The organism is Kribbella sp. NBC_01505 (assembly GCF_045040285.1).
Classification (GTDB): domain Bacteria; phylum Actinomycetota; class Actinomycetes; order Propionibacteriales; family Kribbellaceae; genus Kribbella.
On sequence record NZ_CP109425.1, the window covers coordinates 5,804,814 to 5,831,307 of the forward strand.

Sequence of the window (26,494 nt, forward strand, 5' to 3'; positions counted from 1 at the left end):
CGCCGCTGAGACATCGGTCGAGTAGCTCAATCCACGGTAGTACGAAGGTGTTAGACGCTCGCCCGTTCGTCGGTGACGCTACGGTTTGGGTATGTCACTCGCGTGGTGGGACGGTAAGCGCCGGATCCTGGCGTTCGATGTCCTGTTCGCCGTGCTGGTGGCGTGCGGTCTCGTGCTGGAGATCTCGAAGAACGAGCAGACGCGGTGGTACACGGTCGCTCTCGTCGCGGTGCCGTTCCTCGGGATGCTGGTACGGCGGCGGTTCCCGCTGCTGTTCATGGCCGTCACCCCGATCGCGCAGTGGTGGCCGAGCGTGCAGGTGACGATCGCGGCGTACACCGTTGCCAGCCGCAAGGGTCTGCACTGGCAGACCGCGGTCTCGTTCGTCTACGGCAGTGCGGTGATCGTGTTCTGGCCGGGGAAGCGGGGGGAGGACGGGGTCGGCGCGGATATCGGCTACATCGTGTTCTTCGTGCTGGTCCCGACGCTGCTCGGATTGTGGGTCTACCAGCGGCGGGCCCTGCTCGCCGCGCTCCGGGAGCGCGCCGAGCAGGCGGAGCGTGAGCGCGATCTGCGTTCCGAACGCGTGGTCGTCGCCGAACGTCGCCGGATCGCTCGCGAGATGCACGATGTCGTCGCGCACCGGGTGAGCGCGATCGCGTTGCAGTCCGGCGCGTTGACGATGACCGCTCCGGACAAGCAGACCGAAGAGGTTGCCGAAGTGATTCGCAAGACCAGTACGGCGGCACTGACCGAGCTCCGCGAGATCCTCCAGGTGCTGCGCGACGAACTCCCGGGCGAACCGGGACACGTCGCGCCCGCGCTGGACGCCGTACCGGTCCTCGTGGCGGATGCGGTGACCACCGGGCTGAAGGTCAATCTCGAGCTGCCCGATCCGGTTCCGGAGGTATCGCCGGCGGCCGGGCGAGCGGCGTACCGGGTGGTGCAGGAATCGTTGACGAATGCCACCAAACACGCGCCGGGAGTCGTGGTGAGCGTGATTATCACGGCAGACAAGAAGAATCTGGCGGTCGAGGTGAGCAACCCGCGCGGTGTCCAGCACACGGAGGTGCCGGGGTCGGGATACGGGTTGCTGGGGATGCAGGAGCGGGTCTCGTTGGCGGGTGGCACACTGCAGACCGGGTGGGACGACGGTGTGTTCAGAGTTCAAGCAAACCTCCCGGTGAAGGCGGCAGCGGAATGATCAAGGTGCTCCTGCTCGACGACGAAGGCCTGGTCCGGAACGGGATCCGGCTGATCCTGCAGGCCGGCGGGACGGCCGAGGTCGTTGCCGAGGACACCAATGGGGTGAACGTCGTCGAGCTGGTCGAGAAGTACCGGCCGGACGTCGTGCTCACCGACATCCAGATGCCGCAGGTGAACGGGATCGAGGTAACCCGCCGGGTGACCGCGCTGCCGGATCCGCCGCCGGTCGTCGTACTGACCACCTTCGATCTGGACGAGTACGTCTACGAGGCTCTGCAGGCGGGGGCGACCGGGTTCCTGCTGAAGGACATCGCGCCGCGGGCGTTGGTCGAGGCGGTCGAGCAGGTGGCGAAGGGCGACTCGATGCTCTCGCCGCGGATCACCAAGCGGCTGATCAGCTCGTACACCGCGCGCCCGGCGCCGGGCGCGGCCGCGGTCGGCGACGACCCGTTGCAGGACCTCACCCCGCGCGAGCGTGAGGTCGCGATCGAGGTCGCCGAGGGGATGAGCAACGCCGAGATCGCCGGCAAGCTCCAGCTCAGCGAGTCGACCGTGAAGGTGCACATCACCCACATCATGGCCAAGCTCGGCCTCTCGAACCGCACCAAGCTGGCCCTGCTGGTGCACGACATCGGCCTGGTCTAAGACCTCAGGATGACAAGGGGTCCCACCCGAGGTCCGACGATGATCGGCCTCGGAGTGCCTAGGTTCGAGGCATGCTCAAGAGACCCGTCGCAGCAACCGTTGCCCTGACCACCCTGGCCGCTGTCGGCCTCGCCGTACCGTCGTCGGCGGCACCACCACCCGGTACGGCGGGCGCGATCGGGGTCGGGGACACGATCTGGCCGGAGCTCGGCAACGGCGGGTACGACGTCGTCGACCAGGGGCTCGACCTGCGGTTCCCCAAGGGTCTGGCGTCGTACACGGCGACCACCACGCTGACGGCGCGAGCGACCCAGAACCTGAGCTCGTTCGACCTCGACCTGCTCGGCCCGAAGGTGACCGGCGTCCAGGTGAACGGCGTACCGGCGGCCTGGAAGTCCACCCCACAAGGCGAATTGGTGATCACACCGACGAAGGCGGTCCACAAGCACCTGCGCTTCGTGGTCCGGGTCGACGTGCGCAACGACCTGCCGGAGGCCTCCGAGAAGTCCGTGTTCCCGCCGGGGCTGACCCGGCACGACGGCTGGGTACAGACGATCAACCAGCCGTCGGGCGCCCGCCGGATCCTTGCCGTCAGCGACCATCCGGTGCAGAAGGCTCCGGCCACCATCTCCGTGACCGCACCGTCCAATCTCAACTCCATTGCCAACGGCAAGCTAATCGGCGTCCGCAAGGCCGGTACGGCGACGACCCGGGTCTTCCGGGAGCAGCGCATGATCGCCACCGAGCTGCTGCAGATCGGGGTCGGTCCGTTCACCGTGCTGCACGCCAAGGGGCCGCACGGCATGGATCTGCGGTACGCGGTACCGACGGCGCAGCGGGCTGCGATCGAGCCGCAACTGAAGTCGTTCGACACCTCGATCCGGTTCCTGGAGAAGCGGCTGGGCCGATTCCCGGGGAACGTGGCCGGGTCGTTCGTGACGCCGATGGGCGGGGAGCTGGAGACGCAGGGGCTGACGCTGATGACGGCCGACGCGATGACCAAGGAGGGATTCGAGAACAACGGCACCGATGGCGTCGTACTGCACGAGGTCTCGCACGAGTGGTTCGGCAACTCGGTCTCGCCGCGCCGCTGGGCCGACCTCTGGCTGAACGAGGGGCACGCGGTCTTCTACCAGAACCAGTGGGTGGCGGAGAAGTACCACTCGCCGCTGGCCGAGTCGATGAGACACGTCTACGAGGAGGCGGGCAACGACCTGCTCGTGAACGGGCCGATCGCGCAGCCGGATCCGAGCACCTGGAAGGGCGATTCGGCGCCGCTGCGGCCGTACAGCAGTGCGGCGTACCAGGGCGGGGCGCTGACGCTCTACGCGCTGCAGCAGACGGTCGGGGCGAGGACGTTCGAGGCGATCGAGCGCGCCTGGGTCCAGCGCTACGCGAACTCGACCGCCGGGACCGAGGACTTCATCGCGCTGGCCGCGAAGGTCGCTCACCAGGACCTCGGCCCGCTGCTCCGCTCCTGGCTCTACGGCAAGACGCTCCCCGCCATGCCGGGGCACCCGGACTGGAAGCCCGGTCCGGCCTAGGCCGACTGAGTGTGGGCAAGTTGAGTTTGCAACCAGCCCCCAAATTGCCCACACTTTCCCTTGCAAATAAGGGGTTCTGAGCTCGAAAACTGTCGGTGGGGTTGGCTATGCTTTTGGGGTATGGAGATCTTGGCGTTGCCCCCGGTGCACTCGCTGAATGTCAGCGGGCTGGTGGCTGGTCTGGATGCCGCGCAGGCCGCCAAAGCGCTGCTCGACACCGTCCCCGCGAACTCGCCACCGTCGGCCGCGATGTCCTCGCCAGGCTCGACACCGACGGCGCGGAACCGGCCGAAGATGAGGCTCACGCGAAGCGGTCGCTGCGGGTGCGGCAGGTCGACGGTGGTGTGAAGGTCTCCGGGTTCCTGCCCGGTGCGACCGGCGAACAGCTCACCACGCAACTCCACGCGCTGTCCAAGCCACACAAGACCGTCGACGGTGAGCGTGATGCGCGGTCCCTGGAAGTGCGCCACGTCGATGCCTTGGCAGTGATCCTGGACGCGGCAGCCGGCAACCCCGACTATCCCGGTGTGCCGCACCTGACCGTCACCATCGACTACGACGACCTCAAGAACGCCGTCACGAATACCCCGGAAGCCTTCAGCGACGGAACAGGTGCGGCAGGTGCGGTCGGTGAACTGTTCTTCGGCGGCAACCTGTCCGCCTCCGCAGTCCGGCTCCTGGCCTGCGACGCCGCAGTCCTCCCGATCGTTCTCGGTGGTGATTCGCAACCCTTGGACGTCGGCACCGAGCAGCGGTTCGTGAACAGGTATATCCGCCGGGCGTTGAACAAGCGTGACAAGGGTTGTGTGGTGTGCAAGGCGCCACCGTGGATGTGTCATGCCCACCACGTCATCCATTGGGCCGACGGTGGCGCGACCAGTCTGCAGAACCTCGCGTTGTTGTGTGCTGCGCACCATCGCGCACTCCGCCGTTCTACATCCAGTTCGCCGGGCGGATCGCCGCCGTCGGCCCGGCTCCGAAGTCGTGACCTGCTGAGGTCTTGACCTCGGGCGGTATTGACCAGTGAGGGGCTAAGTGATTTAGTCACTTTGTGACTTACTCAGCGTCCGAAGCGCCACCCAGCCTGTCCGACCGGTTGACCGAGTCGATTCTCGGCATCATCCGGGACGGCGGGCTGGGCCCAGGTGACGCCATCCCGTCGGCGCGCGAGCTCGCGAAACGCTTCGAGATCACCACGCCGACCATCCGGGAGGCGCTGCGGAAGCTCGAGGCGACCGGTGCGGTCGAGTTCCGGCACGGCTCCGGCACGTACGTCGGCCCGACCATCAACAACGTGGTCCTGGCCAATCCGCACCGGCCGCCGATCACCAAGGAGTCGGTGTTGCAGCTGATCAGCGCCCGCCTGGTTCTGGAGCCGGCCATCGCCGCCCAGTCGGCGGTCGCGCGACAGCCGGAGAACCTGGAGCGGCTCGAGGCCGCGGTCACCAACGCGCTCGTCCCGCCCGGCGGACCGTCGTTCGCGCTGAACTTCCATATCGAGCTCGCGGGAGCCTCCGGCAATCCGCTGCTCCAGGAGGTGCTGGCCTCGCTGCTCAAGGTCCGGGTCCGCGAGCAGCAGCAGATCCGCGCCCTGTACGACAACCGCACGCGCGATCACGAGGAGCACCAGGCGATCGTCGAGGCGGTCCGCGCGCAGGACTCCGCGCGTGCCGAACGCCTGACCCGCGAACACCTCGACAACATCCGCGCGGCCGTTGAGTCCGCTGACGCCTGGGGGCAGCCATGAGACTCGCCGAGATGACCACCGACGAGGCCGCCGCCGCGGTCCGTCGTTCGCCGCTCGTGATCATTCCGGTCGGTGCACAGGAGCAGCATGGTGGCGGGATGGCGATGTCCACCGACACCGTGCGCGCGGTCGGGGTCGCCGACCGCGTGGCCGAGCGGCTGGGCGGGCGAGCAGTGGTGGCACCCGTCGTACCGTATGGCGTTTCTCCGCATCACCTGGCGTTCGCCGGCACCATGTCGTTGTCGCCGGCAACGTTCATGCAGGTGGTACGGGACTTGATCTCCAGCCTGCACCTCCATGGCTGGAAGCAGTTCCTGGTGGTGACCGGGCACGGTGGCAACAATGCCGCGCTGTCCGTGCTCTCGCAGGAGTATCTGCGGGAGGATCTGACCTTCACCTGGACCCCGGTCACCGAAGTGGTGTCCGATCTGATCACCGGTGTCAGTGAGGTGCACGGCCACGCTGGGGAGGCCGAGACCGCACAGATGCTGTATCTGGCGCCGGAAATGGTGCAGGCCGACCGCCTGGAACCGGGCGCCATCACGCTCGACGAGCTCTCTGTCCAGGCTCGCCTGGCGCGTCGTGGCCGGGGGCCGCGGCTGTCCGTCGGGTTCGACGAGTACCACAAGCGTGGCGTCCTGGGAGACCCCCGGACCGCCACTGCCGAGACCGGCCGGCTTCTCGTCGAGACCGCCGCCGACCGCATAGCCGCCTTCGCCGACGAGTTGCTCTCGGCCTGATCCGAACTCCTTCTGACTGGACGCGCCCGAGGCGTCTCCAGGCGCGAGCCTGCCCGCTCGCGAACCCCTGCCTGAGGAGGCACCCCTGATGAGATTCGCACGCCCACTGAGCAGAATCCCTGTGGCTCTAGCTGCGATCGTGGCGGCGGCCGGCCTGGTGACGGCCGCCACCACGTTGCCCACGGCAACCGCAACGACCGAGTCCCGTACGACGGGTTGTGGCAAGGCCGCGGCCACCGGTGACTACACCGTGGTCAGCGGCGGTCTGACGCGCACCTACCGGCTGCACGTTCCGGACAACTACAAGCCGTCCAAGGCGTATCCGCTCATCCTGGTCTTCCACGGCCGGGGTAAGACCGGTGCGCAGACCGAGGCCTTCTCCGATCTGTCGAAGCTGGACGCGGTCGTTGCCTACCCCAACGGAGTCCTGGGCGACGAAGCCAAGCAGGCTTGGCAGGGAGCGCCGTACGCGGCCAAGGGTGTCGACGACGTGAAGTTCACCGCCGACCTCCTCGACCAGCTGGAAGCCAACTACTGCGTCGACACCCGCACGGTCTACGCGACCGGCAAGTCGAACGGTGCCGGCTTCACCGGAATCCTTGCCTGCAAGATGGCTGACCGGTTCGCCGCGATCGCGCCGGACTCCGGAGCGTTCTACATCGAGGGCGGCCGTTGCGCACCGAGCCGGCCGATCCCCGTTCTCGACATCCACGGCACCGGTGACACGACGATCCCGTACGGCGGCGACGGGCAGCGCGACCTGCCCGACGTACAGACGTGGGTCCGGGACTGGACGGTACGCAACCATTGCGATCAGGACCCGCGTGTGTCACAGCAGGGCGATGACGTCCTGAAGTACACCTACAAGGGATGCGACGCTGACGTGGTGCATGTCGCCGTGACGGATGGTGGGCACACCTGGCCGGGTTCGGACGCCACGTCGGGACCGGGATATGTCACCCAGACCTTCGAAGCGCACGAGCTCATCGGCGCCTTCTTCAAGGCCCACAGGCTGAGGAGCTGACATGACCACGACGACCGATACGAAGGAGCTGCCACGCCTGGTCCGGGCGATGGCCGTCATCGAGCGGGCCGGCAACGCGTTGCCGCATCCGTTCTGGCTGTTCTGGATCCTGTCCGGGATCCTCGCGGTGGTGAGCGCGATCCTGGCCGCGCTGGACGTCTCGGTGATCTCGCCGAAGGACGGCAAGGAGGTCGCCGTTCAGAACCTGCTGTCCGGCGACGGGCTGCAGATGGCCGTGTCCACAGCGATCTCGAACTTCGCCACCTTCCCGCCGATGGCCACCATCGTGGTCGTCATCATGGGAGTGGCGCTGGCCGAGCGGACCGGGTTCCTGCAGTCGCTGATGAAGGTCAGCGTCTCCCGGGTGCCGACCTCGATGGTGGTCTTCGCGGTCGCGTTCGCCGGCACGATGGCGCACGTCGCGTCGGCGGCGGCGTACATCATCCTGGTTCCCCTGGGTGGACTGGCGTTCCGGGCGGTCGGCAAGTCGCCGATCCTCGGCATCGTGGTCGCCTACACCGCGATCGCCTCCGGGTACGACGCCAGTCCGATCCCGACGCCGAACGACGCGATCTTCGCCGGCATCACCGAGGCCGCGGCGAAGACGATCGACCCGAACGCCTCGATCTCACCGCTGTCGAACTGGTTCTTCAACATCGCGTCGTCGGTACTGCTCGCGCTCGTCATCACCCTCGTCACCCGGCTCGTGCTGAGCAAGCGTGACGACCTCGACGCCGATCCGGACGCACCCGGTGACGACCCGGACGCGTTGACGCTGTCCGCGGCTGAGAAGACCGGGTTGCTGCGGGCAACCATCGTCTTCGGGATCGCGGCGGTCGCGATCGTCGCCCTGCTGGTTCCGCACAACTCGCCGTTGCGCGGCGAGAACGGCAGCATCGTCGAGTCGCCGTTCCTGGACGGGATCGCGATGGTCGTCGCGGTGCTGTTCGGCCTCGTCGGCATCACGTACGGCGTGACGGTCAAGGCGATCGAGCGCGCGGCCGACGTACCGAAGCTGATGGGCGAGGGGATCAAGCAGATGGCACCGGTCCTGGTGCTGTTCTTCGCGATCGCGCAGTTCCTGGCCTACTTCAGCTGGAGCAAGATCGGCGACCTGCTGTCCGCCGAATCGGCCCGCTGGCTGGGCGATCTCGGGGCGCCGACGATCGTGATCTTCCTCGGCATCCTGGTGCTGCTGACGCTGATCAACATTCTCGTCACGAGTGGGTCGGCGATGTGGTCGCTGACCGCGCCGATCCTGGTCCCGATGATGATGCTGCTGAACGTGCCGGCCGAGACCACCCAGGCGCTCTTCCGGATCGCCGACTCGGGCTCGACCGCGATCACCCCGATGAGCCCGTACTTCGTGATGGCACTGGGCTTCCTGCAGCGCTACCGCAAGAACGCCGGCGTCGGCACGCTCGCGTCGTACACGGTGCCGTTGGCGATCGCGATGACGCTCGCCTGGACCGCGCTGTTCCTGGTCTGGTGGGCGCTCGGGATCCCGCTGGGCCCCGGGGCTCCGGTCAGGTGAGGGTGACCCCGGCAGCACGCAGGTCGCTCAGGGCCTGCTCCGTGCTGCCGGGGGCCACTCCGGCCGTCAGTCCGGTGAGGACCGTCGTACCGAATCCTTCGACGCGGGCGTCCAGCGCGGTCGCCCGCACGCAGTAGTCGGTCGCGATCCCGCACACGTCGACGGTGCTGACGCCGCGCTCGCGCAGCCAGTCGGCAAGGCCACGCCCGCCCTCGTGGGACTTGCCCTCGAAGCCGGAGTAGGCGGCGGCGTACTCGCCCTTGTCGAAGATCGCGTCGAACGGTTGCGGGTCCAGATTCGGGTGGAAGCTGACACCGTCCGTCCCGGCCACGCAGTGCCGCGGCCACGAGTTCACGAAGTCGGGCTCCTCGGAGAAGTGGTCGCCCGGGTCGATGTGATGGTCCCGGGTCGCCACGACGTACTGGTAGTGGCGCTCGTCCGGCTCGGCCTCGTGCCACTTGTGCACCAGCTCGCCGATCCGGAAGGCGACGTCCGCGCCCCCGCTGACAGCCAGGCTTCCGCCTTCGCAGAAGTCGTTCTGCACGTCCACCACGATCAGTGCCCGAGTCATGTCCCCACGGTACAGCCGGTTACTGCTGGAGTAGCGCACCTCCGGTGACGCGGATGATCTCGCCCTGGATCGCAGGCGTCCGCGGCGATGTCAGGAACAGGATCGTGTCGGCCACCTCGGTTGTGTGCGGCAACCGCCGCGCACTGAAGGCCTTGGCGATCTCGTCGGTCGCCTCCTGCGGAATCACCCGGTGCTTGCCGTCCTCGAGCGTGATCCCCGGCATCACCACATTGACCAGTACGCCGTCCGCGCCCAGGTCGTAACTCAGGGCAGTCATGAATCCGTGCAGCCCGGCCTTGGCGGCGCCGTACGGCCAGGACCCCGGCAGCGGCCTTGTGGTCACATCCGTCGACACCAGCACCAACCGCCCAGCCGCTGACCGCCGCAACGCGGGCGCCACCTGCTGCACGAACCGAAAGTTCCCTTCAAGGTTCGCCCGCAGTACCTCGGTCCACCAGTCCTCAGGTGCGTCCTCGATCTTCTCCGGCCGCCCGTGGAACCCCAGACTGCCCCAGTTCACCGCGTTCCCCACCGCGACATCCAGCCCACCCCACCGCTCGATCACGGCCGCCACCGCAGCCTCGATCGACCTCGCATCGTTCAAATCCATCGGTACGGCGAACCCTTCCCCACCGGCCGCCTCGACCTCGGCAACCACCTCCGCGGCAGCCTCCTTCCGCGACCCGTAGGTGATCGCCACCCGAGCCCCCTCGCGCCCGTACGCGATCGCCGCCGCCCGCCCGATCCCGGACGATCCACCGGTCACCAGTACGGCCGAACCCTGCAAACCCAGCTCCATGAACCCACTCCATGAGATAGTTAGTTGGCTAACGTCTGAAATTTAGCCGACTAACTAAATCAGCGCAAGTGTCGAGTAGAAACTTCGGCGCGCCTCTGCAAAGGTTTTCCTGACTCTGTCACGTGTACCTAGCACCGTCGACTCTTTCCCGCCCCAGTCGAAAGGCGCGACTCCATGCATGACAACGAAGAGCAGGCTCCGGCCGGATTCACCCGTCGCAACGTACTCAGGGCCTCCGCGAGCGCCGCTGCCGCGCTCGGCGCGGCCGGACTGCCGATTGTGGCCACCGGAGCTCCGGCGTTCGCCACCGGCGGCGGCCATGGCCACGGTGGTGGCCTGCGGGCCGAGCCGCTGATCCCGTCCCGTAACCGCGGGATCATCCTGTACAGCGTCCGCGACCGGATCGGCGCGACGCCGGACACCACCGGAGTGCCGTACGGATTCGAGCGGGTGCTGGCCCGGCTGGCCGAGATCGGCTACCAGGAGGTCGAGTTCGCCGGCTACACCCAGAACACCGCGATCCTCGGCCGGCAGATCACGCCCAAGGAGATCCGGAAGATCCTGGACGACAACGGGCTGATCGCGAACGGCACCCATACCCAGATCAGCCCGGACACGTTCGAGCGGGAGATGGACATCGCCCAGGAGCTGGGCATGAAACACATCGGCACCGGCGGCGACCCCACGAACAGCGCGTACAAAGCCGACTGGGACGCCGCCGCCGATGTCTGGAACGAGCTGGGCCGTCGCGCCAAGGCACGTGGCCTGCGGCTGTACACCCACAATCACGACACCGCCTACGACTTCCTGCTGGACGCCGGCCCCTTGGACGCGGCCGGCAAGCCGACCCGGTCGTCCGGGGTGCGCCGGCTGGAGTACTTCTTCGACAAGGCCGACCCGCGCTATGTGTTCTTCGAGATGGACATCTACTGGGCGTACGTGGCCAGGTTCAAGCACCAGACGTACATCGACCGGCGAGGCAACCAGCAGACCGACCTGTTCGACCCGATCCTGACCGTCGCCCCGCGGACCACCCGGTTCCCGCTGTTCCACGCCAAGGACGGCGACCGCAACCTGGCCGTTCCCGACGGGTACGACATGGTCCCGCTCGGCGACGGCGACATCAACTTCCAGCAGTTCTTCCAGACCATCGGCGAACCGAACCTCCACCACGCGAACTGGGAGCACGACGACGCTTCCGGCGGCTCGGCGATTCCGGCACAGTCGCTGAACTTCGCCGCCTCCAGCTACACCAACATGTCCGACCTGACCATCTACCGCCGCTGACGTGTTGTGGAGCCGTAGCTGATCGGTGGCGTACCGACATCAACGACAGCAGGTGCACACTCGGCCGAGCGCCGCCCACGCTCCCCGAACCCTCCCGGCCAACCAACCGCCGACCTCCTGCTGTCGTTCGTGCCTCGGGTGTTGCAGGTTGGTGCAGTCGACGGGTTTGTGGTCGGTGCTCGACCTCAGGACTGGGAGGATGTTGCGACAGACGACTGGGGACGGGGCTTCGATGCGTAGTGCAGACGAGAAAAAGCGAGACTTCCGACTAGTGGGTGTCGTCGCATCGCTTGCCCTGCTGGTTCTCTTGGGCTTTCGCTGGCTCACAACCTGGAACGAAAGCTTCCTGAAGCCGCCGCGGACCTACGGCGGTCTCACCCTGACGAACCTCCTGTCCAACGCCGGCTCGCCGCTGGGCGACTCGGGCACTTGGCTGTTCCGGATCTATCTCCTGCTGGCACTGGTCTGCCTGGTGCTCCCGGCAACGATCGCTGCCGTGGCAGCCAGCTGCGCAGGATTCGCGACCACAGTCCTGCTCATCATCGTCAAGCCGGACCCAACCCCGACGATTCCGTACGGCGTCGCCCACGCCGACTGGAGCGCGCTGCCAGCTCTCGCGGTCGTCCTCTGGGTAGTGGCCGTCTGCGTCTCCTTCGCCGGCTGGTCAACCCAGCCAGCCCGAACAACCGGTGCACCCGCTTGACCCGCCGCAAGATTGTCGCCGGCAGCGTCGCCTTCCTCCTGGTCGCTTCCGCGGGCGCTTTCGCAGGTGTCCGCTGGTGGGGCGAGCGCTGCGAGGCCATGGTCGGCCCGGTGCCGGCCAGCCAGAAGGTGCCGTCGGTGCATGCGGTCAAACCCGCGGACGTGAACCTCCAGCCGCTGGCGGAGGACCTTCGTGGCTATGCGCGGGATGTGCTCGCCCAGGCGGCGCGCACCCCGGAGCTGGGGGTCCTGCGCAGTGTGGCGGTTGCCGCCGACGAAGAGTCCCTCGCGCCGCGAGATCCCAAGGAGGTCGTCGGAATCGCGGACGGCGCGCCGCTGGTCCTGTTCGATCAGCGAGAGCTGCGCGGAAAGCTGCAGGTGAGGGCCGGGGCGCTGACCCGGCTCGCCGGTGAAGCGGGCGGGACTGACTGGGCCCGCTGGTACAACGGCTCCGACCTGGAGGCGGTCAAGACGCCGTACGGTCTGGTGCTCGCGCAACGGCCGGACGGCAAGGTTCCCCAGGTCACCTCCGTGGATCCGGGCAGCGGCAAGCTTCACTGGTGCGTTCCGGTCGGCGGTGAGTACACGTCCGCAGAGGTTGCGACGGGGGACAGCGGACTCTTCGTACTGAGTGGAGTCGAGCACACCCTGGGAGATCGGCCGTCGACGCTGAGGTCGCTGGACCCCGCCAATGGCAAGACGCGGTGGAGGGCCCGACTCGGCGGCTTCGATGATCTCGGAACCGTGGACGTCTTCGGTGACAAGGTTCTGGTCACCCAATGGGGCACGAAGGTCGATGACTCCGTAGGCATCCCGCAGGCCGACAACGAGACCGGCGGCGTGGAGACCGACGGTGGTTCGTTGCGGGCATTCCATGCCGACAACGGGCGAGCGGCTTGGGAGTACGCCGGGCCGGACCACAACGACTGGGCCATGTCGGTCGTCGGCGTTGCTGACGCGACGGCGGTGGTCCTCGCACGCCGTTCACCCGTTCCCGAACATTCGTGGACACGCAAAGATCAGAACTGGCTGATCGGTCTCGGACCTGACGGCACGGAGCGCTGGCGCCAGGATCTCGGCAACCAGATCTCCGGCCACTCGAACAGCGGCATCAGGATGGCCGGGGATGTCGTCCTGAGATTCGAGAGCACCTTCGACGCGACGACGAGTACTCAGACCGTCGTCGCCCGCGACGCGTCCACCGGAAAGGTGCGCTGGTCCAAGACGGTCGACGGCGACCAGGCGTTCGACCAGGAGCACGTTGCGGTTGCCGATGGCAAGCTTTTGATCGCGCAGTCGCCGAACCTGGTCTCGGTCGACCTGATATCGGGCGCGGTTCGGCCGCTGCTGACCGACCACCCACGCCGTCCCGTGCTGGACGTCAAGGTTGATGGTCGGGTGGTTGTGGCTCAGGCGGCGGGGCTCATCCTTACGTTTGAACGGGGACCGCGATGAAGTGGCGGGTCGTCATCATCGACTCCCCAGCCTCTTCATCATCTTCGACCGCGCTTTCTGACTGTCGCGGTGCTTCAGGGGTGGTTGAGGGTCAGGAGTAGGCCTTCGGAGGTTAGGGTGATGGCTTTGTCGTCGCCTACGAGGGTGCGGACGTTGCCGTTGGCGAGGACGGTGGTTTCGTTGCCGGTGGCAAGGTCTAGGGAGCGCACGCCGTACTGGGGGCCGTAGGCGGCGGCTACCAGGTGGTTGTCGACGACGGCCGCCTTTTCCAGGTGGAGTTCGGGGGTCCGGATCGACCGGACCCGGGTCCAGACGAGCTTGCCAGTGCTGAGGTCGCGGGCCTCGAGCTTCGGCTCCTGCCGGGGGATGCGCTGCTCGGTGAGTACGACGTTGCCCGCGACCTTGGCCTGCTCGGTCAGGTCGAAGGCGAGAGAGTCGCTGCCGAGGTCCTGGCGCCAGCGTTCTTTGCCGGCCCGGTCCAGGGCGATCAGCCAGCTCTGGACGGGCTCTGCGTACTTGGCCACCTTCTTGTTCGCCTGGCGGGCTGCGACGATCACCGTGTCACCGCGCACCCCGATGACGGTGACGCCCCAGCTGGACTGGTCAGGGCCGGCGTACGTCCAGCTGGCCGCGCCGGTTGCGGCCGAGCGGGCGATCAGCGCGCCGGAGCCTGGCGGCCGGTTCGAGTCCCACAGGGAGCCGAAGTCTTTGCCGGACGCCTGATCCAGGAGGATCTGGTCGCCGAAGGTGTCCAGATCGCTCACGTAGTTGGTGCCTTGGATCGGCTGTTCCCAGGCGATCTTTCCGGTGCCGGCATCGATGCGGCTCAGGAGCACGCTCCGGTCGGTGGCCTTCTCGGCCGCCGCGCGGACGACGTACAGCTGCTTGTCGTCCGTGGTGTCGGACTCGAAGGTGGGCTCGTAGCTGGTGATCGCGTCCTTGCCGATCCAGGTGCACCACTGGAGCCGTCCATCGGCGTCGGCGAACGAGGCTGCCATCGGGCGCGAGGTCAGTTGGAGCACCATGGTCTGGCCAGGCAGTTGCTCGCCATGGGTGCCGTCGCCGAAGTACTCGCGGCCCCAGGTGGCTTGGCCGGTGGTGCGATCCATGCTGACAAGGGATCCCTGCAACGCCATGCCGACCCAAGTGTCCGGGCCAACAGCGAGGACCGGGTTGCCGTCGACGGTCCCGACCGGTTGCACCGAGTCGGTCGCGGACACGAGCACGCGCTCGGCCGGCTGGAAGCCACCGCCAGGTTTGCGGGCCGCAGCCAGTACGGCGCGGGCCCGGTCAGCGTTGATGAGCATGTCCTTGCCGGCGCTCAGTGGGCCGAGGTCGGCCTGGTCCACCGGGTCGGCGTGGAGACTGCGCAGCGCCTTGGCCGGTGTCTCCGCGACATGCGCCACGCAGCGGTCCGACCAGCGTCCCCAGCCCCAGAAGGCAGTCGGTACGGCGGCGGCAAGGACGACTGCGATCGCGATACCGATGATGATGATGCGACGCTTCTTCGAGGCGCGCCTGGCCGGCTGGGTATCGGGCTCGCTCATTTCAGACCCCTAGGTCGTCGAACGGTGAGTGACGACAGTATCGACGGACAGTGTCATCGGTGCGGAGCCTCGCCACCAGCTGTTCACGTTGCACGTTGCTGCAATTCGGTGTCCCCGACGCTGGCCGGTATCGCGTTCCTTGCCCACGGCCTCTATCTGGCCTTCGTCTTCCAGGGCGAGAGCTACTGGATGTTCTTCCAGGCGTTCTTCCTGCCCGCGATCCTGGTCGTCACCTTCGTCCGCTCGCTGTTCGTGCGCCGGTCGCAGCGGCCGCGGGTGTCGAAGTACTGATTCAGTAGGCTCCGTGGATGGGATTGCCGGTACTACGCAGTGCTGACCATCGGCGGGTGCCGTGGAAGAACGGGCTCGGCGTCACGTACGAGGTCGCGCAGTCGGGCGACGCGGACTTCGACTGGCGGCTGAGCTTCGCCGAGGTCGACCGGCCGGGCCCGTTCTCCAGCTTTCCGGAGGTCGATCGGATCATCACGCTGGTGTCCGGTGATCAGCTCGAGCTGACAATGCCTGGCGAGGCGAAGCAGGTACTGCGGCCGTTCGAGCCCTTCGCGTTTCCTGGTGAGGCCGAGGTCTGGGCCGAGACGTCCACCGCGACGGTCAACTTCAACGTGATGACGCGGCGGGGTCGCACCGCGGCCGAGGTGGTGTGCCGGCGGATCGCTGGTCAGGCGAGCATCGATACCAGCGGCTTTCTCGTGGTGCTGGAGGGGTCGCTGACGGTCGATGGCGAGGTGCTCGGTCCGCGCGACGTGGTGCGAGACCCGGCCGTTGCGGTCAGTGGCGACGCAATGGTGGCAGTGGTTGCTTTGAGCCCCAATCCGTAGGTCGGAGGACTTCGGGCAGACCCTCCGGACTCTCCGGGCACACCTCGTCGATCGCCTGGGGACCGGGTCCCCACGTGGCTAGGTTGAGAAGCATGGTTCAACTTGTCACCGAAGGACCCGAGTACGACGCGGCAGTGGCGATCTGGAACGGCGCTGTCACGTCCCGGCCGGTGGTGGTCGCGTTGTGTACGACGACCGCCGACGTACAGGAAGCGATCTCCGTGGCGCGCAAGCGCGAGCTGCCGCTGTCGGTCCGCGGTGGCGGCCACGACTGGGCCGGCCGCGCGCTTCGGGCCGATGGTCTGGTCATCGACCTGACCCGGATGCGGCAGGTCTCGATCGAGGGCGACGTGGCCACCGTCGGCGGTGGCGCCACAGCTGCGGACGTCGCCGAGGCTGCGGATCGGCAAGGGTTCGCGGTGGCGACCGGGACGGTTGGCACGGTCGGCATGCTCGGGCTGACGCTCGGCGGAGGCTACGGGCCGCTCAGCGGGCGGTTCGGTCTGGCGGCCGACAACCTGCTCGGGGCAGAGGTCGTGCTGGCCGACGGCAGCGTCGTACAGGCTGACGACGAACTGTTGTGGGCGCTGCGCGGCGGCGGTGGCAACTTCGGCGTGGTCACCTCCGCCCAGGTGCGCCTGCATCCGTTGACCCAGGTGCTCGTCGGCTCCTTCGCGTTCCCTTATGACGAGGCCGAGCAGGTCTTTCGCGGGTACGGCGAACTCCTCGACGGCGGACCGGATGAGCTCACCTCGGTGATCGCGATCGTCGCCGGTCCCGACGGCACCCCGCTGATCTCGGTGGCCCCGACCTGGTCTGGCGACCTCGCCGAGGGGAAGGCCGTCCTCGACAAGTTCGCCGGGCTGGGTACGCCGCTGAGCGCGACCATCACCGCGAAGTCCCCGCTCGAGAAGCTGCGCGAGTTCGACGGCGCGTTCCCGGACGGCGTTCGCTACTCGATCCGGACGCGCAACGTCACCGGCTACACCCCGGAGGTGGTCGCCGCCCTGCTGGACGGCTATGCCACCCGCCAGTCACCCGGAACGTTCGTCAACATCCATCACTTCCACGGCGTCCCCACCCGCACTCCGATCGAGAGTGCCGCCTTCGGCGTCCGCCAGGACCACTTCATGGTCGAGCTCATCGAGGTCGGTGCCGATGGCAACTGGCCGCGCGAGGCGAGCACGCTGCTGGCGCCCTACTCGTTGCCCGGCGGCTACCCCAATCTCCTCGGCGCCGACGACCGGGAGCAGGTGGCGGCGGCGTACGGCCCGAACGCCACCCGGCTGCTCCGGATCAAGCACCGGCTGGACCCGCACGGGGTGTTCACCGCGATCGCCCTGCCGGCCGGTGTATCAGGAGACATGGGTACGCACTCCGACAATTGAGTCGGCCGTCGCCGACGGCTTTGTGCTGCATTCTTGAATTCCCCAAACAAACGCTCTGCGTAAACAATTCCTGACATTTGGCTATTGCTCTGTGCTGAGTGTGCGTGCTTGCATTCCCCCAGTAATCGATCGCTCTTTCCCAAAGGGGGGAATCCCATGTCACGACTGTCTTTGCCCGCCCGCTTCGCAGCAAGTCTGTTGATGCTGGCGGGTTTCCTCGCTGTTGTTTCACCCGCGGACGCCGCGGTGCCCGACCGCAAGGGTTGGGCGCTGTGGAACGACCCCGGCGCGGCGGTGGTCCCGAGCGGGACCTGGCCGGCCGGGAGCTCGGTCATTCCGACGTCGCCGGGTCGCTACCAGGTCAAGCTCGTCGGTCAGGGCGCGCCGCAGGGTGTCGTTCACGTGACCGCGATCAACAACGCCCCGCACTGGTGCCAGGCGGAGAGCTGGGGGCAGTCCGGCTCTGACGAGATCGTCAACGTCGCCTGCTACCGGGCCGGTGGCGCGCTGGACAGGTCGAGCTTCAGCGTCTTCTTCGTCCGCGCGTCCGGTGGGCCGGCGCCCGGTCCGTACGGGTACGTCGACTCGCCCGCGGGCGGCGGGATCATCAGCCAGTACAACTCGGTCGGCGCCGGCAACACCTCGACCAACCTCGGCCCGGGGCAGTACCAGGTGAAGTTCCCGGGCCTGGTGGCCGGTGGCACCCTCGACGGCAGCGTGCAGGTCACCGCGGTACACCCGCAACTGGGCGTCCGCTGCAAGATCCGCAACTGGGTCTCCAGCGGTGGCGGCCAGGACGTCAACGTGCTCTGCTTCAACGGCGCCGGTGCCCTGGTGAACACCCGCTTCACGGTGACCTACCAGTACAAGGTCTCCCTGTACGGCGCGGCCGTCCCGCCGAAGTACTACGGCTACTTCCTCAACCAGCCGCCCGCCGGTCCGGCCTCGACCAACCTGAACTCGGTCATGGGCCTCGGTGCGAACACCATCCTCGCGGCCGGTACCGGGCTGTCCCTGGTGACCTTCCCGAAGATCGCCTTCCCGCAGAACACCGTCCAGGTCACCGCCTACGGTTCCAACTCGAACTTCTGCGGCCTGAACACCTTCTGGTTCAACATGTCGTCCGGCCCCGACCTCGTCGTACGGGACGTCAACTGCTTCACGAACGCCGGTGCCCCGGTCAACACCGGGTTCACCATCAGCGCGAACTCCATCCTTTAATGGAAGGTCGGGGCCCACGCCTTTACGGGTGCGGGCCCCGAGCCCGTTAGAGGGTGGTCACACCGGTGATGCGGTGGATGGTCGAGTTAGGCGTGTAGATGCTGCCGTCCGCCGCGAGATCCCAGTAGAAGGTGCCGGTCGGCAGCGACGCGATCGGTGCCTTCTGCCCGCTGACCGGGTTCAGCCGCCAGACGTCACCGCCGAGATCGAAGTACAGGTTCCCGTCCGGTCCGAAGGCGAGCGAGGTCATCTCGTAGGTGGTCGTCGCGATCAGGGTGGTGGCACCGGTGGCGAGGTTCGTGCGCTGGATCCGCTGGGTCATCATGTCGGCCGTGAAGGCGTTCCCGCGTCCGTCGAGCGCGATCGTGTCGGTGTACCCGAGCCCGGTCGTCACACTCCGCGGCGCCTGGCCGTCCCGGATCTCCCACAGCTGACCGCCATGAGACGTCACGTACGTCGATCCTCCGGCGGAGGCGACCGCGATCAACGCCGTACCGGTGCGGAAGACCGTGCTGGTGGCGCCGGTCGCGACATTCACCTTCTGCAACGAACCGTCGAACGAGGCGACGAACGCGTTCCCCTGACCGTCAGCGGCGAGACCCCGCAGGTTCCCGAGCCCGGTCGCCACCGTGCTGACCTTGCCGGTCGCGAGAACCAGCCGGCGCAACGTCCCGTTCGAAGCACTCAGCAGCAGTCCACCCTGCCCGTCCTCCACGGCGTTCTCGGTCTGCCCGAGATCACGAGCGACAACCTGACAAACATTCGACGGGCAAGCGATCGACGCCGGCCGGCCGGCAGCCTCCGCGGGAAGCGCGGTCGCGGCCGCGGCCAGCGCAAGTAGGCAGATGACAGTAGAACGAATCTTCATGGGCGGCAGATCCAATCAGGCAGACCGGCCCCAGCCGGTCGTCGGATAAGGGTGCCCTTAATACGTCCGCCGCCGGGACCCGGTTCACCCGGCGCCAACCGAAGTCTTGCCGCCGTCAGTCGCGGACGCCCGTCCAGACGATCCGGTCCGCGAACGCGCCGTTCGTGGCTGCCTTGCGGTGCCGGATTTCGTCGAGTTCCGCTGCCGAGGTGTTGAGGTCGTTGGCCAGGGCGTAGACGACCTCGAGGATGTCGGCGAGCTCCTCGACGGCGTCTTCTTCGGTGGCGGCGAGGAACTCGCTGACCTCTTCGGTGAGCTTGGCGCGGAGGCGGTTGCGGTACTCGGCGGGGTCGGCCTGGTAGTAGGTGGGGTCCTCGCCGTGCGAACGGATGATTTCCGGGATGCGGTCGCGCACAAGCTTGCTGGTGTTGGTCACGGGGGGAAGCATGGCAGCCGGTGCGGACAGTTCGCCGAGATTGATTGGCGGACCGCCCCCACTCACCAACCTCCCTGACCCCTGCGCCGCCACGCTCGGCCGCCGGCCCGAACCGCCGCCGATGGCACTTGGTGAGTGGCGCAGGTCCGCTGTCAGTCGAGACCGGCTGCCTTGAGCAGGAGGTCTCGGACGGCGGTCGGGGATACCGTGCCTTCCCCGACCAGGTCGGGGTCGGTGCTGAGGAAGACGGGGCCGTCTTCGGGGTCGGTGGTGAGGCGGCCGTGGGAGCCTCGGACGATCGAGGGGTCCAGGGGGACTACCTGCATGGCGTAGCGGAAGCCGAGTTTCTTGCGGAGGAGGTAGGAGGCGGCGCGGGGTTTGACCAGGGGGTCGCTGGGGTCGAAGAAGAGTTCGGCCGGGTCGTAGCCGGGTTTGCGGTGGATCTCCACGCCGCGGGCGAAGTCGGGCGCCCGGTCGTCGTCCAGCCAGTAGTAGTACGTGAACCAGGCGTCCGGCTCGGCGACGGCGACCAGTTCACCGGCCCGCTCATGGTCGAGGCCGTGGGTTTTCTTGCCTTCGGCATCCAGTACGTCGGCCACCCCGGGCAGCCCGGCCAACAGCTTCGCGACGTCCTCAACGTCCGCAGGATCGCGAACGTACACGTGTGCGATCTGATGATCCGCCACCGCGAAGGCTCGCGACGCCCACGGGTCGAGGTACTCCATCCCGTCCTGCGTGTGCACCTCCAGCAGCCCCTCGCGCCGCAGCAGCCGGTTGATGTCGACCGGCCGGCTGACATCCGTGATCCCGTACTCCGACAGCACGACGACCGTCGCTCCCCGCGCCTCCGCGTCATCGAGCAGTGGCGCCAGTACGGCGTCCAGTTCGATCGCCGCTCGAGTAGCCTCGACCGAGGAACCGCCGTACCGCTGCAGGTCGTAGTCCAAGTGCGGCACATAAGTCAGCAGCAGATCCGGCGAATCCGTCGCGAGGATCTCCCGAGCCGCGTCGACGATCCACTGGCTCGACTTGATGCTCGCCGTCGGACCCCAGTAGTTGAACAGCGGGAAGGCCCCGAGCTTCGACGTCAGCCGATCGTGCAACGCGACCGGCCGCGTGTAGCAGTCCGGCGCCTTCCGCCCGTCCGCGTAGTAGATCGGACGCGGCGTCACCAGCAGGTCGGTCTCCGCGCCCATCGCGTACCACCAGCAGACGTTCGCCACCTTGTACGACGGCTCGCTCCGCCGCGCGATGTCCCAGATCTTCTCGCCCTGGACGAGCCGGTTGTGCTGCCGCCAGAGGAACACCTCGCCGAGATCCCGGAAGTACCAGCCGTTCCCGACGATCCCGTGCTCGGAGGGCAACGTGCCGGTCAGGAACGTCGCCTGCGCCGAACACGTGACGGCCGGCAGCACCGTGTCCAGATTCCTGGTCAACGGCAACGACCGCAGCCGCGGCATCTTCCGCAGCAGCCGTGGGGTCAGCCCGACGACATCGATCACAACTACCTGCCGACTCATGCGGTCTCCAGTCCAAGAGCGGTGATGCGGGAACGCAGCCAGGCGAGCTCACCGGCGATCCCCTCGGCAAGCTCGGCCGTGTCGCGAGGTGACGACGGCAGCACCGACCACGTGTAGGTCTCGGACTCCAGGTGCTGAGTCCGCGGCTGCGCACCCCCGACCAAATAGCCGAGCGACTCTTCCAATACGTCGGTCGTGCTGCTCAACGGCGGTCGCGGCGCCGCATGCACAGGCACATGGAAGTGCACCCGCCACGCATCTGAGCCCGCCAGCTGATCAAGCGCATCCAGGTTGTCGATCCCACGACCACCGCGCTCGCGCGTCTGATGCAGGAACTTCGGCTCCGCAAACTCCGCCAGCAACCGCCGTGCCTCGGCATCACCCGGGTCAGCCACGTGCAGCGCCGCTGACACCTGGCTTTTCACCACTGGCACACCAAAACGATCCAGTACGGCGAACGCCTCCGCCGGCTCCTCGAATTGCACGGCCAGGTGACACGTGTCGAGGCACAACCCGATCCGCCCGCCCTCGGCGTACGGGGCAAGCCACTCCGCACCCTGCGGCACCAGCTCGATCACGCACCCAGGCTCCGGCTCGAACGCCACCCGAATCCGCCGCCCGGTCGACTCCTCCGTCTGCGTGAGGTGCATCTCCAGCCGACTCACCGCCGCTCGCGCGCGGGTGTCCTGCTTGACCCCCCACGGCTCCCGCCAGGCCAGCGGCAGTGTCGAGATCGAGCCGTACGCCGCATCCGCGGGCAGCAACTGCGCCAGTACGTCGACCAGGTTGCGGGTGTAGTGGAGTCGCTCGGGCTGAGTCCAGTCCGGCAGGTACACCTTCTTCCCGACCACCTCGTCATGGAACCCGGCGTACGGAAAGCCGTTCAGTGTCACGACCTCCAGCCCGTTCCGCGCCAACGCAACCTGCAGCCGATGCAACGCGTCGGGGGAGTTGGCCAGCTGATCCGCGAGCCGGTACGCGAGCCAGAGCCCGACCCCGAGCACCGGTACGTCGAGCTCCTTGCGCACGAGTGCGGAGCAGGTGTCGAGCTGTGCGATCACGCCGTCGAGGTCCTCGGCCGGGTGAACGTTCGTGCAGTACGCGAGGTGGATGAGCGAGCCGTCGGGATGCCGGAACCTCATGTCGAAGCTCCCCGCAGGATCGAGTTGCCGGCGTACGTGTCGGCTGGTTCGACCGAGGTCAGGTCGAGCCGTCCGGACTGGCTGTAGAAGGCCACCGGGTTCCGCCACAGCACCTGGTCGACGTCGTCGTCGGTGAAGCCCGCGGCGAGCATCGCCTGCCCGGTCGCGTAAGTACGTAAGGGATCGGAGCGTCCCCAGTCGGCGGCCGAGTTCACCAGGATCCGCTCAGTCCCGAAGCGCTGCAGGATCGCGACCATCCGATCCGGATCCATCTTGGTATCCGGGTAGATCGAGAAGCCCATCCAGCAGCCCGACTCCGCGACCTGCTCGACGGTGACCTCGTTCAGGTGGTCAACGGCGACGAACGACGCCGCGATCCCCGATTCGCGGACCACGTCGAGCGTCCGCGCCGTACCGGTCGCTTTGTCGCGGTGCGGGGTGTGCACGAGCGCGGGCAGCTCGAACCGGACGGCGAGCTCCAGCTGCGTGGCGAACACCTCGTCCTCGGCCGGGGTCATCGCGTCGTACCCGACCTCGCCGACCGCGACCACGCCGTCCTTGGCCAAGTACCGCGGCAGTACGTCGAGGACCTCGCGGCAGCGCGGGTCGTTCGCCTCTTTGGGGTTCAGCGCGATCGTGCAATGGTGCTTGATCCCGTACTGCGACGCGCGGAACGGTTCCCAGCCGATCAGCCCGTCGAAGTAGTCGACGAACGAGGCGGCGCTGGTCCGCGGCTGGCCGAGCCAGAAGGCCGGTTCGACCACGGCCTGGACGCCGTGCGCGGCCATCGCCGCGTAGTCGTCGGTGGTCCGGGACGTCATATGGATGTGCGGATCGAAGATGCGCATCGGTCGAGTCACCTCTCGTCTGGACTGCTGAGGTACGGCGTGAGATCAGCGGGTACGGCGCGGCCTGCGGCCGTCCGCTCGGCGGCGAAGTCGGTCATCATGCGGACCAGCTCGGCGTCCGCCCGGTCCGGCAGGCCGTCGACCTCGGCCAGCGGGATTCCGGAGAAGACGCATTTCAGCACCGCCTGCCGAAAACTTGCCATCGGCAACTTCTCGGTCGCGTAACCGGATCCGAGCGCGGCGGTGATCAGCCTCGGATCATTGGTGCGGATCGCGTCGTCCAGCAGGTCGACGCCCTGCGCGCCCAGGGTGCTCGCGACCTCGTCCAAGGCGAGCGCCTTGAGCACCGCACGTTTCTCGGCGGCGTCGCCGTACCGGTAGATCTCGGTGATCTCGGCGGCGCTCGCGGTGGCGAGCAGCACTGCCCGCGCGGCCTCGTCGGTGGTCCAGCCGTTGCCGAGCAGCTCACGACCGACGATCCGGCCAACAGCGGGGAACACCTCGGCCAGCGGCCGATCGCGGAGGCCGGAGACATCAACAGGAAGATCGGCGGCCTTCATCGTTGTGCCTCCCGGAGGAAGGTCAGCGACTCACGTGCGACGTTCGGGGCGGCGTGTGAGTGCCGGGGGAGTTCGACGGCGACCAGGCCGGTGTAGCCGACCTCGCGCAGCGCGTCGAAGACCGGCGGGAAGTCGACCTCGCCGGTCCCGAACTCGAGGTGCTCGTGGACATCGCGGACCATGTCGTCGATCTGCACATTCACCAGGTACGGCGCTCCGGTGCGGATGCAGTCGGGCGGCGACTGGGGTTCGTTGCAGACCAGGTGGCCGATGTCGAGCGTGAGCCCGAGGGCGTCGCTGCCGACCTCGGCCCGCAGTTTGAGATAGCCGGCCAGATCGTCGACCAGCATCCCGGGCTCCGGTTCGAATCCGAGCCGCACGCCGCGGTCGGCGGCGTACCCGGCGAGTTGTTCGCACCCGGCGACCAAGCGTTGCCAGCCGACGGTTGGTTCGACGTCGGGCGGGAGGATGCCGGACCAGAACGAGACGGCGTCGGCGCCGAGGTCGGCGGAGATCTGGATCGCCCGCTTCAGCAGGTCGATCCGCTGGTCGGCGCCGTCGGTGTGCAGCAGGGTCGGGGCGTGTTTGCGGAACGGATCCAGCACATACCGCGCGCCGGTCTCGATCACCACGCCCAGCTGGTGCCGCTCCAGCAGCCGTCCGACCTCGGCGGTTCGCTCGCGCAGACCGGGCTCGAACGGGTCCAGGTGGTTGTGATCCAGCGTCAGCGCGACCCCGTCGTACCCGAGGTCCGCGATCACACTGAGCGCATCGGCCAGCCGATGGTTCGCGAACCCGTTGGTCCCATAACCGAGCCTCATGTCGACGACACCTTCTTCGCCAACGCCTTCACCAGCGGGAACGCGAGCGCCAGCCCTGCGCCCAACCGCGGCGCTCCGGCCCGAGCCACCCAGGCCGCCTGCAGGGGGACCAGCCCGTGAATGCCCGCACCCACCGCGGTCCGAATGTTCGAGGCGTCCGGCTCGCGAGCGGCGGCGAGCTGAGCCGGAACCACCCCGCGCGCAAACCAGCCCGCGAGCGCAGCCGTCGTCACCTCAGCAACAGTGCTCCGCTGCCGCCAGACGAACCGGCTCCAGCCCGCGTCAGACTTCCGGCCGGCGGCACCCGCGGTCAGCGCCGCACTCACCGCCAGGCTCAGCCGAGCCGGCGTCGGCGTACCGCCGTGGACCTCTCCGCGTGACAGCGTGGTGACGCCCAGGATGTGCGCACCGATCGCGAGCGCCGGAGCCAGCGCCCGCCGCCGCTGCGGACCAGCACCAACCAGTACGTCGAGAGAGCGGGCTGCTGCCATCACCGCCGGTCCAGCGACCGAATTCTTCGCGACCACGTCATAGCTCCACGCAGTCGCGGCCAGCGCAGTCGACGTGGCGAGCGTCGACCGGCCACCGCTGAGCGCGGACAGAACCAGCCCGCCCACAGTCAGCCCAGCCGCAAGATTGAACGCAGTCTGCGCAGGCACCCGCCCCGATGGGATCGGACGCTCCGGTCGCTCGACCGCATCCAGCTCCCGGTCGGCCCAGTCGTTCAACGCCATCCCGGCCCAGTAGATGCAGATCGAAGAAGCCGACAACCCCACCGCCCGCCCAACCCGCAGATCGCCAGCCGCCGCGGCCCCCGCCAGCACATCCCCCGGCACGGTCAACCCAGCCGGCGCCCGCACCAACTCCACCAACGCCCTCAACATGTCTGGGCCCATTGCACGAGGGCGTCGTACTGGGTGGAAAGGGAGTGCTCGGTGGAGTCGATGGGGTCTTTGAAGTAGAAGCCGAGGAAGGGCATGGGGCCTATGTGGCCGCGATCGAGGGCCAGCGCGGAGAGGCGGGCCAGGTCCAGGACCAAGGGAGCGGCCAGGGCGGAGTCGCAGCCTTGCCAGGTGAACTGGAGGGTCATGCGGACGCCCAGGAAGCCGGAGAACAGGATGTGGTCCCAGGCGGTCTTCCAGTCGCCCAGCGGATCCACGTAGTCGATGTGGACCTGGCCGGCGACGTCCTCGCCGAGCATGTCGGCGAGACCGCGCTCCTTGGAGACGTTCTTCGACTCGGCGGCGCGCGGATCGGCGAGCGTGGCGCCGTCGCCACCACCGAGCAGGTTGGTCCCGGACCAGGCATGCACCGGCAGCGCTCGCGCGGTGAACATCGGCGCGAGCACGCTCTTCACCAGCGTCTCGCCGGTCTTCGCGTCCTGCCCACCGAACGGCAGGCCGCTCTCAACGCCCCAGTCGCGGATCACCTGCGGCCGGATCGACGTCGACGGCGTGAAGTCGATGAACGACGCCCCAGCCTCGAACGCGGCGAGCGCGGCCACACAACTCGCCGGCAACGGACTCCCAGCCGCCAAAGCTGCCCGCAGCCCGGCCAAGTCGTCGTACAGGACCTCGTACGGCGGCTCTGTCGACGCCACGTTGATCGCGACCACCCGCTCCAGCGAATGTCGTTCCCGGAACTCGCCGATGTCCGCGGCCATCCGCGCGATCACCTCGGCCTGGGTGGGAGCGACCGGGAGGACCACCAGGTTCCTCTCGGCCGCCGCCAGCTCCGCGGCGATCAGCCCGTCCAGCCCCGGCGGCAGGACCCCACCGGCGGCGAGCCGTTCGACTTGTTTGGCGAGCGGGGTGTCGGTGATGTCGTGACCACCGAAGACCAGGCTCTCGATCGGCACCAGTCCGGCACCGCTGAAGGCAGGTCCGGCCGTGACGACGCCCGCCGGTGGCGCGCCGTGAGCGAGCGCGGCCGCACCGGCCACGGTCGTGGTCGCGACCGATCCTCGGGCTCCGAACAACCAGACACCAACGCGTGGACGCATGGAAGCTCCTCACGCCACGGATGGTGATGGACGGCGGACTATCCGTGG

At 67.8% G+C, this 26,494-nt stretch carries 27 protein-coding genes; 15 read left to right on the top strand and 12 right to left on the bottom strand.

Annotation, left to right across the window (positions count from 1 at the left end; all coding sequences use genetic code 11):
* The first annotated feature begins 91 nt into the window (after positions 1-91).
* From OG474_RS27445 to OG474_RS27480, 8 genes are all read left to right on the top strand, one after another.
* Positions 92-1,204 carry a sensor histidine kinase gene (locus OG474_RS27445; RefSeq protein WP_405056459.1) on the top strand — a complete coding sequence of 371 codons (1,113 nt, stop codon included), beginning with the start codon at positions 92-94 and terminating at the stop codon, positions 1,202-1,204.
* On the top strand, positions 1,201-1,851 hold the full coding sequence (locus OG474_RS27450) for a response regulator (RefSeq protein ID WP_405056460.1): 651 nt from the start codon (positions 1,201-1,203) through the stop codon (positions 1,849-1,851). The genes OG474_RS27445 and OG474_RS27450 overlap by 4 nt, the downstream gene beginning before the upstream one ends.
* Before the next feature lie 71 nt (positions 1,852-1,922).
* Positions 1,923-3,395 (top strand): M1 family metallopeptidase, encoded by a 1,473-nt coding sequence (locus tag OG474_RS27455; protein WP_405056461.1) that lies wholly within the window; start codon positions 1,923-1,925, stop codon positions 3,393-3,395.
* Positions 3,396-3,502: 107 nt separating this feature from the next.
* On the top strand, positions 3,503-4,399 hold the full coding sequence (locus OG474_RS27460) for a DUF222 domain-containing protein (protein WP_405056462.1): 897 nt from the start codon (positions 3,503-3,505) through the stop codon (positions 4,397-4,399).
* Between the two features lie 47 nt (positions 4,400-4,446).
* Positions 4,447-5,142 carry a FadR/GntR family transcriptional regulator gene (locus OG474_RS27465; RefSeq protein WP_405056463.1) on the top strand — a complete coding sequence of 232 codons (696 nt, stop codon included), beginning with the start codon at positions 4,447-4,449 and terminating at the stop codon, positions 5,140-5,142.
* A gap of 11 nt (positions 5,143-5,153) precedes the next feature.
* Entirely contained in the window at positions 5,154-5,882 is a 729-nt protein-coding gene (locus tag OG474_RS27470; protein ID WP_405056464.1) for a creatininase family protein, read from the top strand.
* Between the two features lie 121 nt (positions 5,883-6,003).
* On the top strand, positions 6,004-6,906 hold the full coding sequence (locus OG474_RS27475; protein WP_405056465.1) for an alpha/beta hydrolase family esterase: 903 nt from the start codon (positions 6,004-6,006) through the stop codon (positions 6,904-6,906).
* 1 nt (position 6,907) lies between these two features.
* Positions 6,908-8,440 (top strand): AbgT family transporter, encoded by a 1,533-nt coding sequence (locus OG474_RS27480; RefSeq protein WP_405056466.1) that lies wholly within the window; start codon positions 6,908-6,910, stop codon positions 8,438-8,440.
* On the opposite strand, the gene OG474_RS27485 is transcribed toward OG474_RS27480, so the two are convergent.
* Together OG474_RS27485 and OG474_RS27490 are read right to left on the bottom strand one after the other, a co-directional pair.
* On the bottom strand, positions 8,433-9,011 hold the full coding sequence (locus OG474_RS27485; RefSeq protein ID WP_405056467.1) for a nicotinamidase: 579 nt from the start codon (positions 9,009-9,011) through the stop codon (positions 8,433-8,435). The two genes, OG474_RS27480 and OG474_RS27485, sit on opposite strands and share 8 nt — an antisense overlap.
* Before the next feature lie 19 nt (positions 9,012-9,030).
* Entirely contained in the window at positions 9,031-9,810 is a 780-nt protein-coding gene (locus OG474_RS27490; RefSeq protein ID WP_405056468.1) for an SDR family NAD(P)-dependent oxidoreductase, read from the bottom strand.
* Between the two features lie 174 nt (positions 9,811-9,984).
* Between OG474_RS27490 and OG474_RS27495 the strand changes: the two genes are divergently transcribed.
* From OG474_RS27495 to OG474_RS27505, 3 genes are all read left to right on the top strand, one after another.
* Complete coding sequence (locus tag OG474_RS27495) at positions 9,985-11,097, top strand: sugar phosphate isomerase/epimerase family protein (RefSeq protein WP_405056469.1); 1,113 nt, start codon at positions 9,985-9,987, stop codon at positions 11,095-11,097.
* Positions 11,098-11,368: 271 nt separating this feature from the next.
* Positions 11,369-11,800 (top strand): hypothetical protein, encoded by a 432-nt coding sequence (locus OG474_RS27500; protein ID WP_405056470.1) that lies wholly within the window; start codon positions 11,369-11,371, stop codon positions 11,798-11,800.
* Positions 11,797-13,254 carry a PQQ-binding-like beta-propeller repeat protein gene (locus OG474_RS27505; protein ID WP_405056471.1) on the top strand — a complete coding sequence of 486 codons (1,458 nt, stop codon included), beginning with the start codon at positions 11,797-11,799 and terminating at the stop codon, positions 13,252-13,254. Before OG474_RS27500 ends, OG474_RS27505 begins: the two co-directional genes overlap by 4 nt.
* 74 nt (positions 13,255-13,328) lie before the next feature.
* On the opposite strand, the gene OG474_RS27510 is transcribed toward OG474_RS27505, so the two are convergent.
* Positions 13,329-14,801 (bottom strand): hypothetical protein, encoded by a 1,473-nt coding sequence (locus tag OG474_RS27510; RefSeq protein ID WP_405056472.1) that lies wholly within the window; start codon positions 14,799-14,801, stop codon positions 13,329-13,331.
* A 108-nt stretch (positions 14,802-14,909) separates the two neighbouring features.
* Between OG474_RS27510 and OG474_RS27515 the strand changes: the two genes are divergently transcribed.
* From OG474_RS27515 to OG474_RS27530, 4 genes are all read left to right on the top strand, one after another.
* A complete protein-coding gene (locus OG474_RS27515; protein WP_405056473.1) occupies positions 14,910-15,092 on the top strand; it encodes a hypothetical protein in 183 nt (60 codons plus the stop codon).
* A gap of 17 nt (positions 15,093-15,109) precedes the next feature.
* Positions 15,110-15,640: a HutD family protein gene (locus OG474_RS27520; protein WP_405056474.1), complete on the top strand. Its 531-nt coding sequence runs from the start codon at positions 15,110-15,112 to the stop codon at positions 15,638-15,640.
* Between the two features lie 92 nt (positions 15,641-15,732).
* Complete coding sequence (locus tag OG474_RS27525) at positions 15,733-17,028, top strand: FAD-binding oxidoreductase (RefSeq protein ID WP_405056475.1); 1,296 nt, start codon at positions 15,733-15,735, stop codon at positions 17,026-17,028.
* A gap of 156 nt (positions 17,029-17,184) precedes the next feature.
* On the top strand, positions 17,185-18,249 hold the full coding sequence (locus OG474_RS27530) for a hypothetical protein (RefSeq protein ID WP_405056476.1): 1,065 nt from the start codon (positions 17,185-17,187) through the stop codon (positions 18,247-18,249).
* Positions 18,250-18,295: 46 nt separating this feature from the next.
* On the opposite strand, the gene OG474_RS27535 is transcribed toward OG474_RS27530, so the two are convergent.
* The 9 genes from OG474_RS27535 to OG474_RS27575 form a co-directional block, all read right to left on the bottom strand.
* On the bottom strand, positions 18,296-19,117 hold the full coding sequence (locus OG474_RS27535) for a hypothetical protein (protein ID WP_405056477.1): 822 nt from the start codon (positions 19,115-19,117) through the stop codon (positions 18,296-18,298).
* A 115-nt stretch (positions 19,118-19,232) separates the two neighbouring features.
* Positions 19,233-19,553, bottom strand: coding sequence for a hypothetical protein (locus OG474_RS27540; protein WP_405056478.1), 321 nt, complete (start codon positions 19,551-19,553; stop codon positions 19,233-19,235).
* 152 nt (positions 19,554-19,705) lie between these two features.
* Positions 19,706-21,073, bottom strand: a complete 1,368-nt coding sequence (locus tag OG474_RS27545) for an alkaline phosphatase family protein (protein WP_405056479.1) — start codon at positions 21,071-21,073, stop codon at positions 19,706-19,708.
* The gene (gene eboE, locus OG474_RS27550) at positions 21,070-22,215 is read right to left on the bottom strand and encodes a metabolite traffic protein EboE (protein ID WP_405056480.1); all 1,146 of its coding nucleotides are present in this window, start codon (positions 22,213-22,215) and stop codon (positions 21,070-21,072) included. The genes OG474_RS27545 and eboE overlap by 4 nt, the downstream gene beginning before the upstream one ends.
* The gene (locus OG474_RS27555) at positions 22,212-23,063 is read right to left on the bottom strand and encodes a TatD family hydrolase (protein ID WP_405056481.1); all 852 of its coding nucleotides are present in this window, start codon (positions 23,061-23,063) and stop codon (positions 22,212-22,214) included. Before OG474_RS27555 ends, eboE begins: the two co-directional genes overlap by 4 nt.
* An 8-nt stretch (positions 23,064-23,071) precedes the next feature.
* On the bottom strand, positions 23,072-23,623 hold the full coding sequence (locus OG474_RS27560) for an EboA domain-containing protein (RefSeq protein ID WP_405056482.1): 552 nt from the start codon (positions 23,621-23,623) through the stop codon (positions 23,072-23,074).
* Positions 23,620-24,444 carry a sugar phosphate isomerase/epimerase family protein gene (locus OG474_RS27565; protein WP_405056483.1) on the bottom strand — a complete coding sequence of 275 codons (825 nt, stop codon included), beginning with the start codon at positions 24,442-24,444 and terminating at the stop codon, positions 23,620-23,622. The genes OG474_RS27560 and OG474_RS27565 overlap by 4 nt, the downstream gene beginning before the upstream one ends.
* A complete protein-coding gene (locus tag OG474_RS27570; protein WP_405056484.1) occupies positions 24,441-25,328 on the bottom strand; it encodes an SCO3242 family prenyltransferase in 888 nt (295 codons plus the stop codon). Before OG474_RS27570 ends, OG474_RS27565 begins: the two co-directional genes overlap by 4 nt.
* Positions 25,322-26,446: an inositol-3-phosphate synthase gene (locus tag OG474_RS27575; RefSeq protein WP_405056485.1), complete on the bottom strand. Its 1,125-nt coding sequence runs from the start codon at positions 26,444-26,446 to the stop codon at positions 25,322-25,324. Before OG474_RS27575 ends, OG474_RS27570 begins: the two co-directional genes overlap by 7 nt.
* Positions 26,447-26,494: the final 48 nt, after the last annotated feature.

Excerpts from the sequence above, each read along its gene's own strand:
- OG474_RS27450 (WP_405056460.1), top strand. The coding sequence starts at position 1,201 with ATGATCAAGGTGCTCCTGCTCGACGACGAAGGCCTGGTCCGGAACGGG.
- OG474_RS27460 (WP_405056462.1), top strand. The coding sequence starts at position 3,503 with ATGCTTTTGGGGTATGGAGATCTTGGCGTTGCCCCCGGTGCACTCGCT.
- OG474_RS27525 (WP_405056475.1), top strand. The coding sequence starts at position 15,733 with ATGGTTCAACTTGTCACCGAAGGACCCGAGTACGACGCGGCAGTGGCG.
- OG474_RS27575 (WP_405056485.1), bottom strand. The coding sequence starts at position 26,446 with ATGCGTCCACGCGTTGGTGTCTGGTTGTTCGGAGCCCGAGGATCGGTC.
- OG474_RS27495 (WP_405056469.1), top strand. The coding sequence starts at position 9,985 with ATGCATGACAACGAAGAGCAGGCTCCGGCCGGATTCACCCGTCGCAAC.
- OG474_RS27490 (WP_405056468.1), bottom strand. The coding sequence starts at position 9,810 with ATGGAGCTGGGTTTGCAGGGTTCGGCCGTACTGGTGACCGGTGGATCG.
- OG474_RS27560 (WP_405056482.1), bottom strand. The coding sequence starts at position 23,623 with ATGAAGGCCGCCGATCTTCCTGTTGATGTCTCCGGCCTCCGCGATCGG.
- OG474_RS27545 (WP_405056479.1), bottom strand. The coding sequence starts at position 21,073 with ATGAGTCGGCAGGTAGTTGTGATCGATGTCGTCGGGCTGACCCCACGG.
- OG474_RS27570 (WP_405056484.1), bottom strand. The coding sequence starts at position 25,328 with ATGTTGAGGGCGTTGGTGGAGTTGGTGCGGGCGCCGGCTGGGTTGACC.
- OG474_RS27510 (WP_405056472.1), bottom strand. The coding sequence starts at position 14,801 with ATGAGCGAGCCCGATACCCAGCCGGCCAGGCGCGCCTCGAAGAAGCGT.
- OG474_RS27520 (WP_405056474.1), top strand. The coding sequence starts at position 15,110 with ATGGGATTGCCGGTACTACGCAGTGCTGACCATCGGCGGGTGCCGTGG.
- OG474_RS27455 (WP_405056461.1), top strand. The coding sequence starts at position 1,923 with ATGCTCAAGAGACCCGTCGCAGCAACCGTTGCCCTGACCACCCTGGCC.
- OG474_RS27445 (WP_405056459.1), top strand. The coding sequence starts at position 92 with ATGTCACTCGCGTGGTGGGACGGTAAGCGCCGGATCCTGGCGTTCGAT.
- OG474_RS27555 (WP_405056481.1), bottom strand. The coding sequence starts at position 23,063 with ATGCGCATCTTCGATCCGCACATCCATATGACGTCCCGGACCACCGAC.
- OG474_RS27470 (WP_405056464.1), top strand. The coding sequence starts at position 5,154 with ATGACCACCGACGAGGCCGCCGCCGCGGTCCGTCGTTCGCCGCTCGTG.
- OG474_RS27535 (WP_405056477.1), bottom strand. The coding sequence starts at position 19,117 with ATGAAGATTCGTTCTACTGTCATCTGCCTACTTGCGCTGGCCGCGGCC.
- OG474_RS27485 (WP_405056467.1), bottom strand. The coding sequence starts at position 9,011 with ATGACTCGGGCACTGATCGTGGTGGACGTGCAGAACGACTTCTGCGAA.
- OG474_RS27565 (WP_405056483.1), bottom strand. The coding sequence starts at position 24,444 with ATGAGGCTCGGTTATGGGACCAACGGGTTCGCGAACCATCGGCTGGCC.
- OG474_RS27530 (WP_405056476.1), top strand. The coding sequence starts at position 17,185 with ATGTCACGACTGTCTTTGCCCGCCCGCTTCGCAGCAAGTCTGTTGATG.
- OG474_RS27480 (WP_405056466.1), top strand. The coding sequence starts at position 6,908 with ATGACCACGACGACCGATACGAAGGAGCTGCCACGCCTGGTCCGGGCG.
- eboE (WP_405056480.1), bottom strand. The coding sequence starts at position 22,215 with ATGAGGTTCCGGCATCCCGACGGCTCGCTCATCCACCTCGCGTACTGC.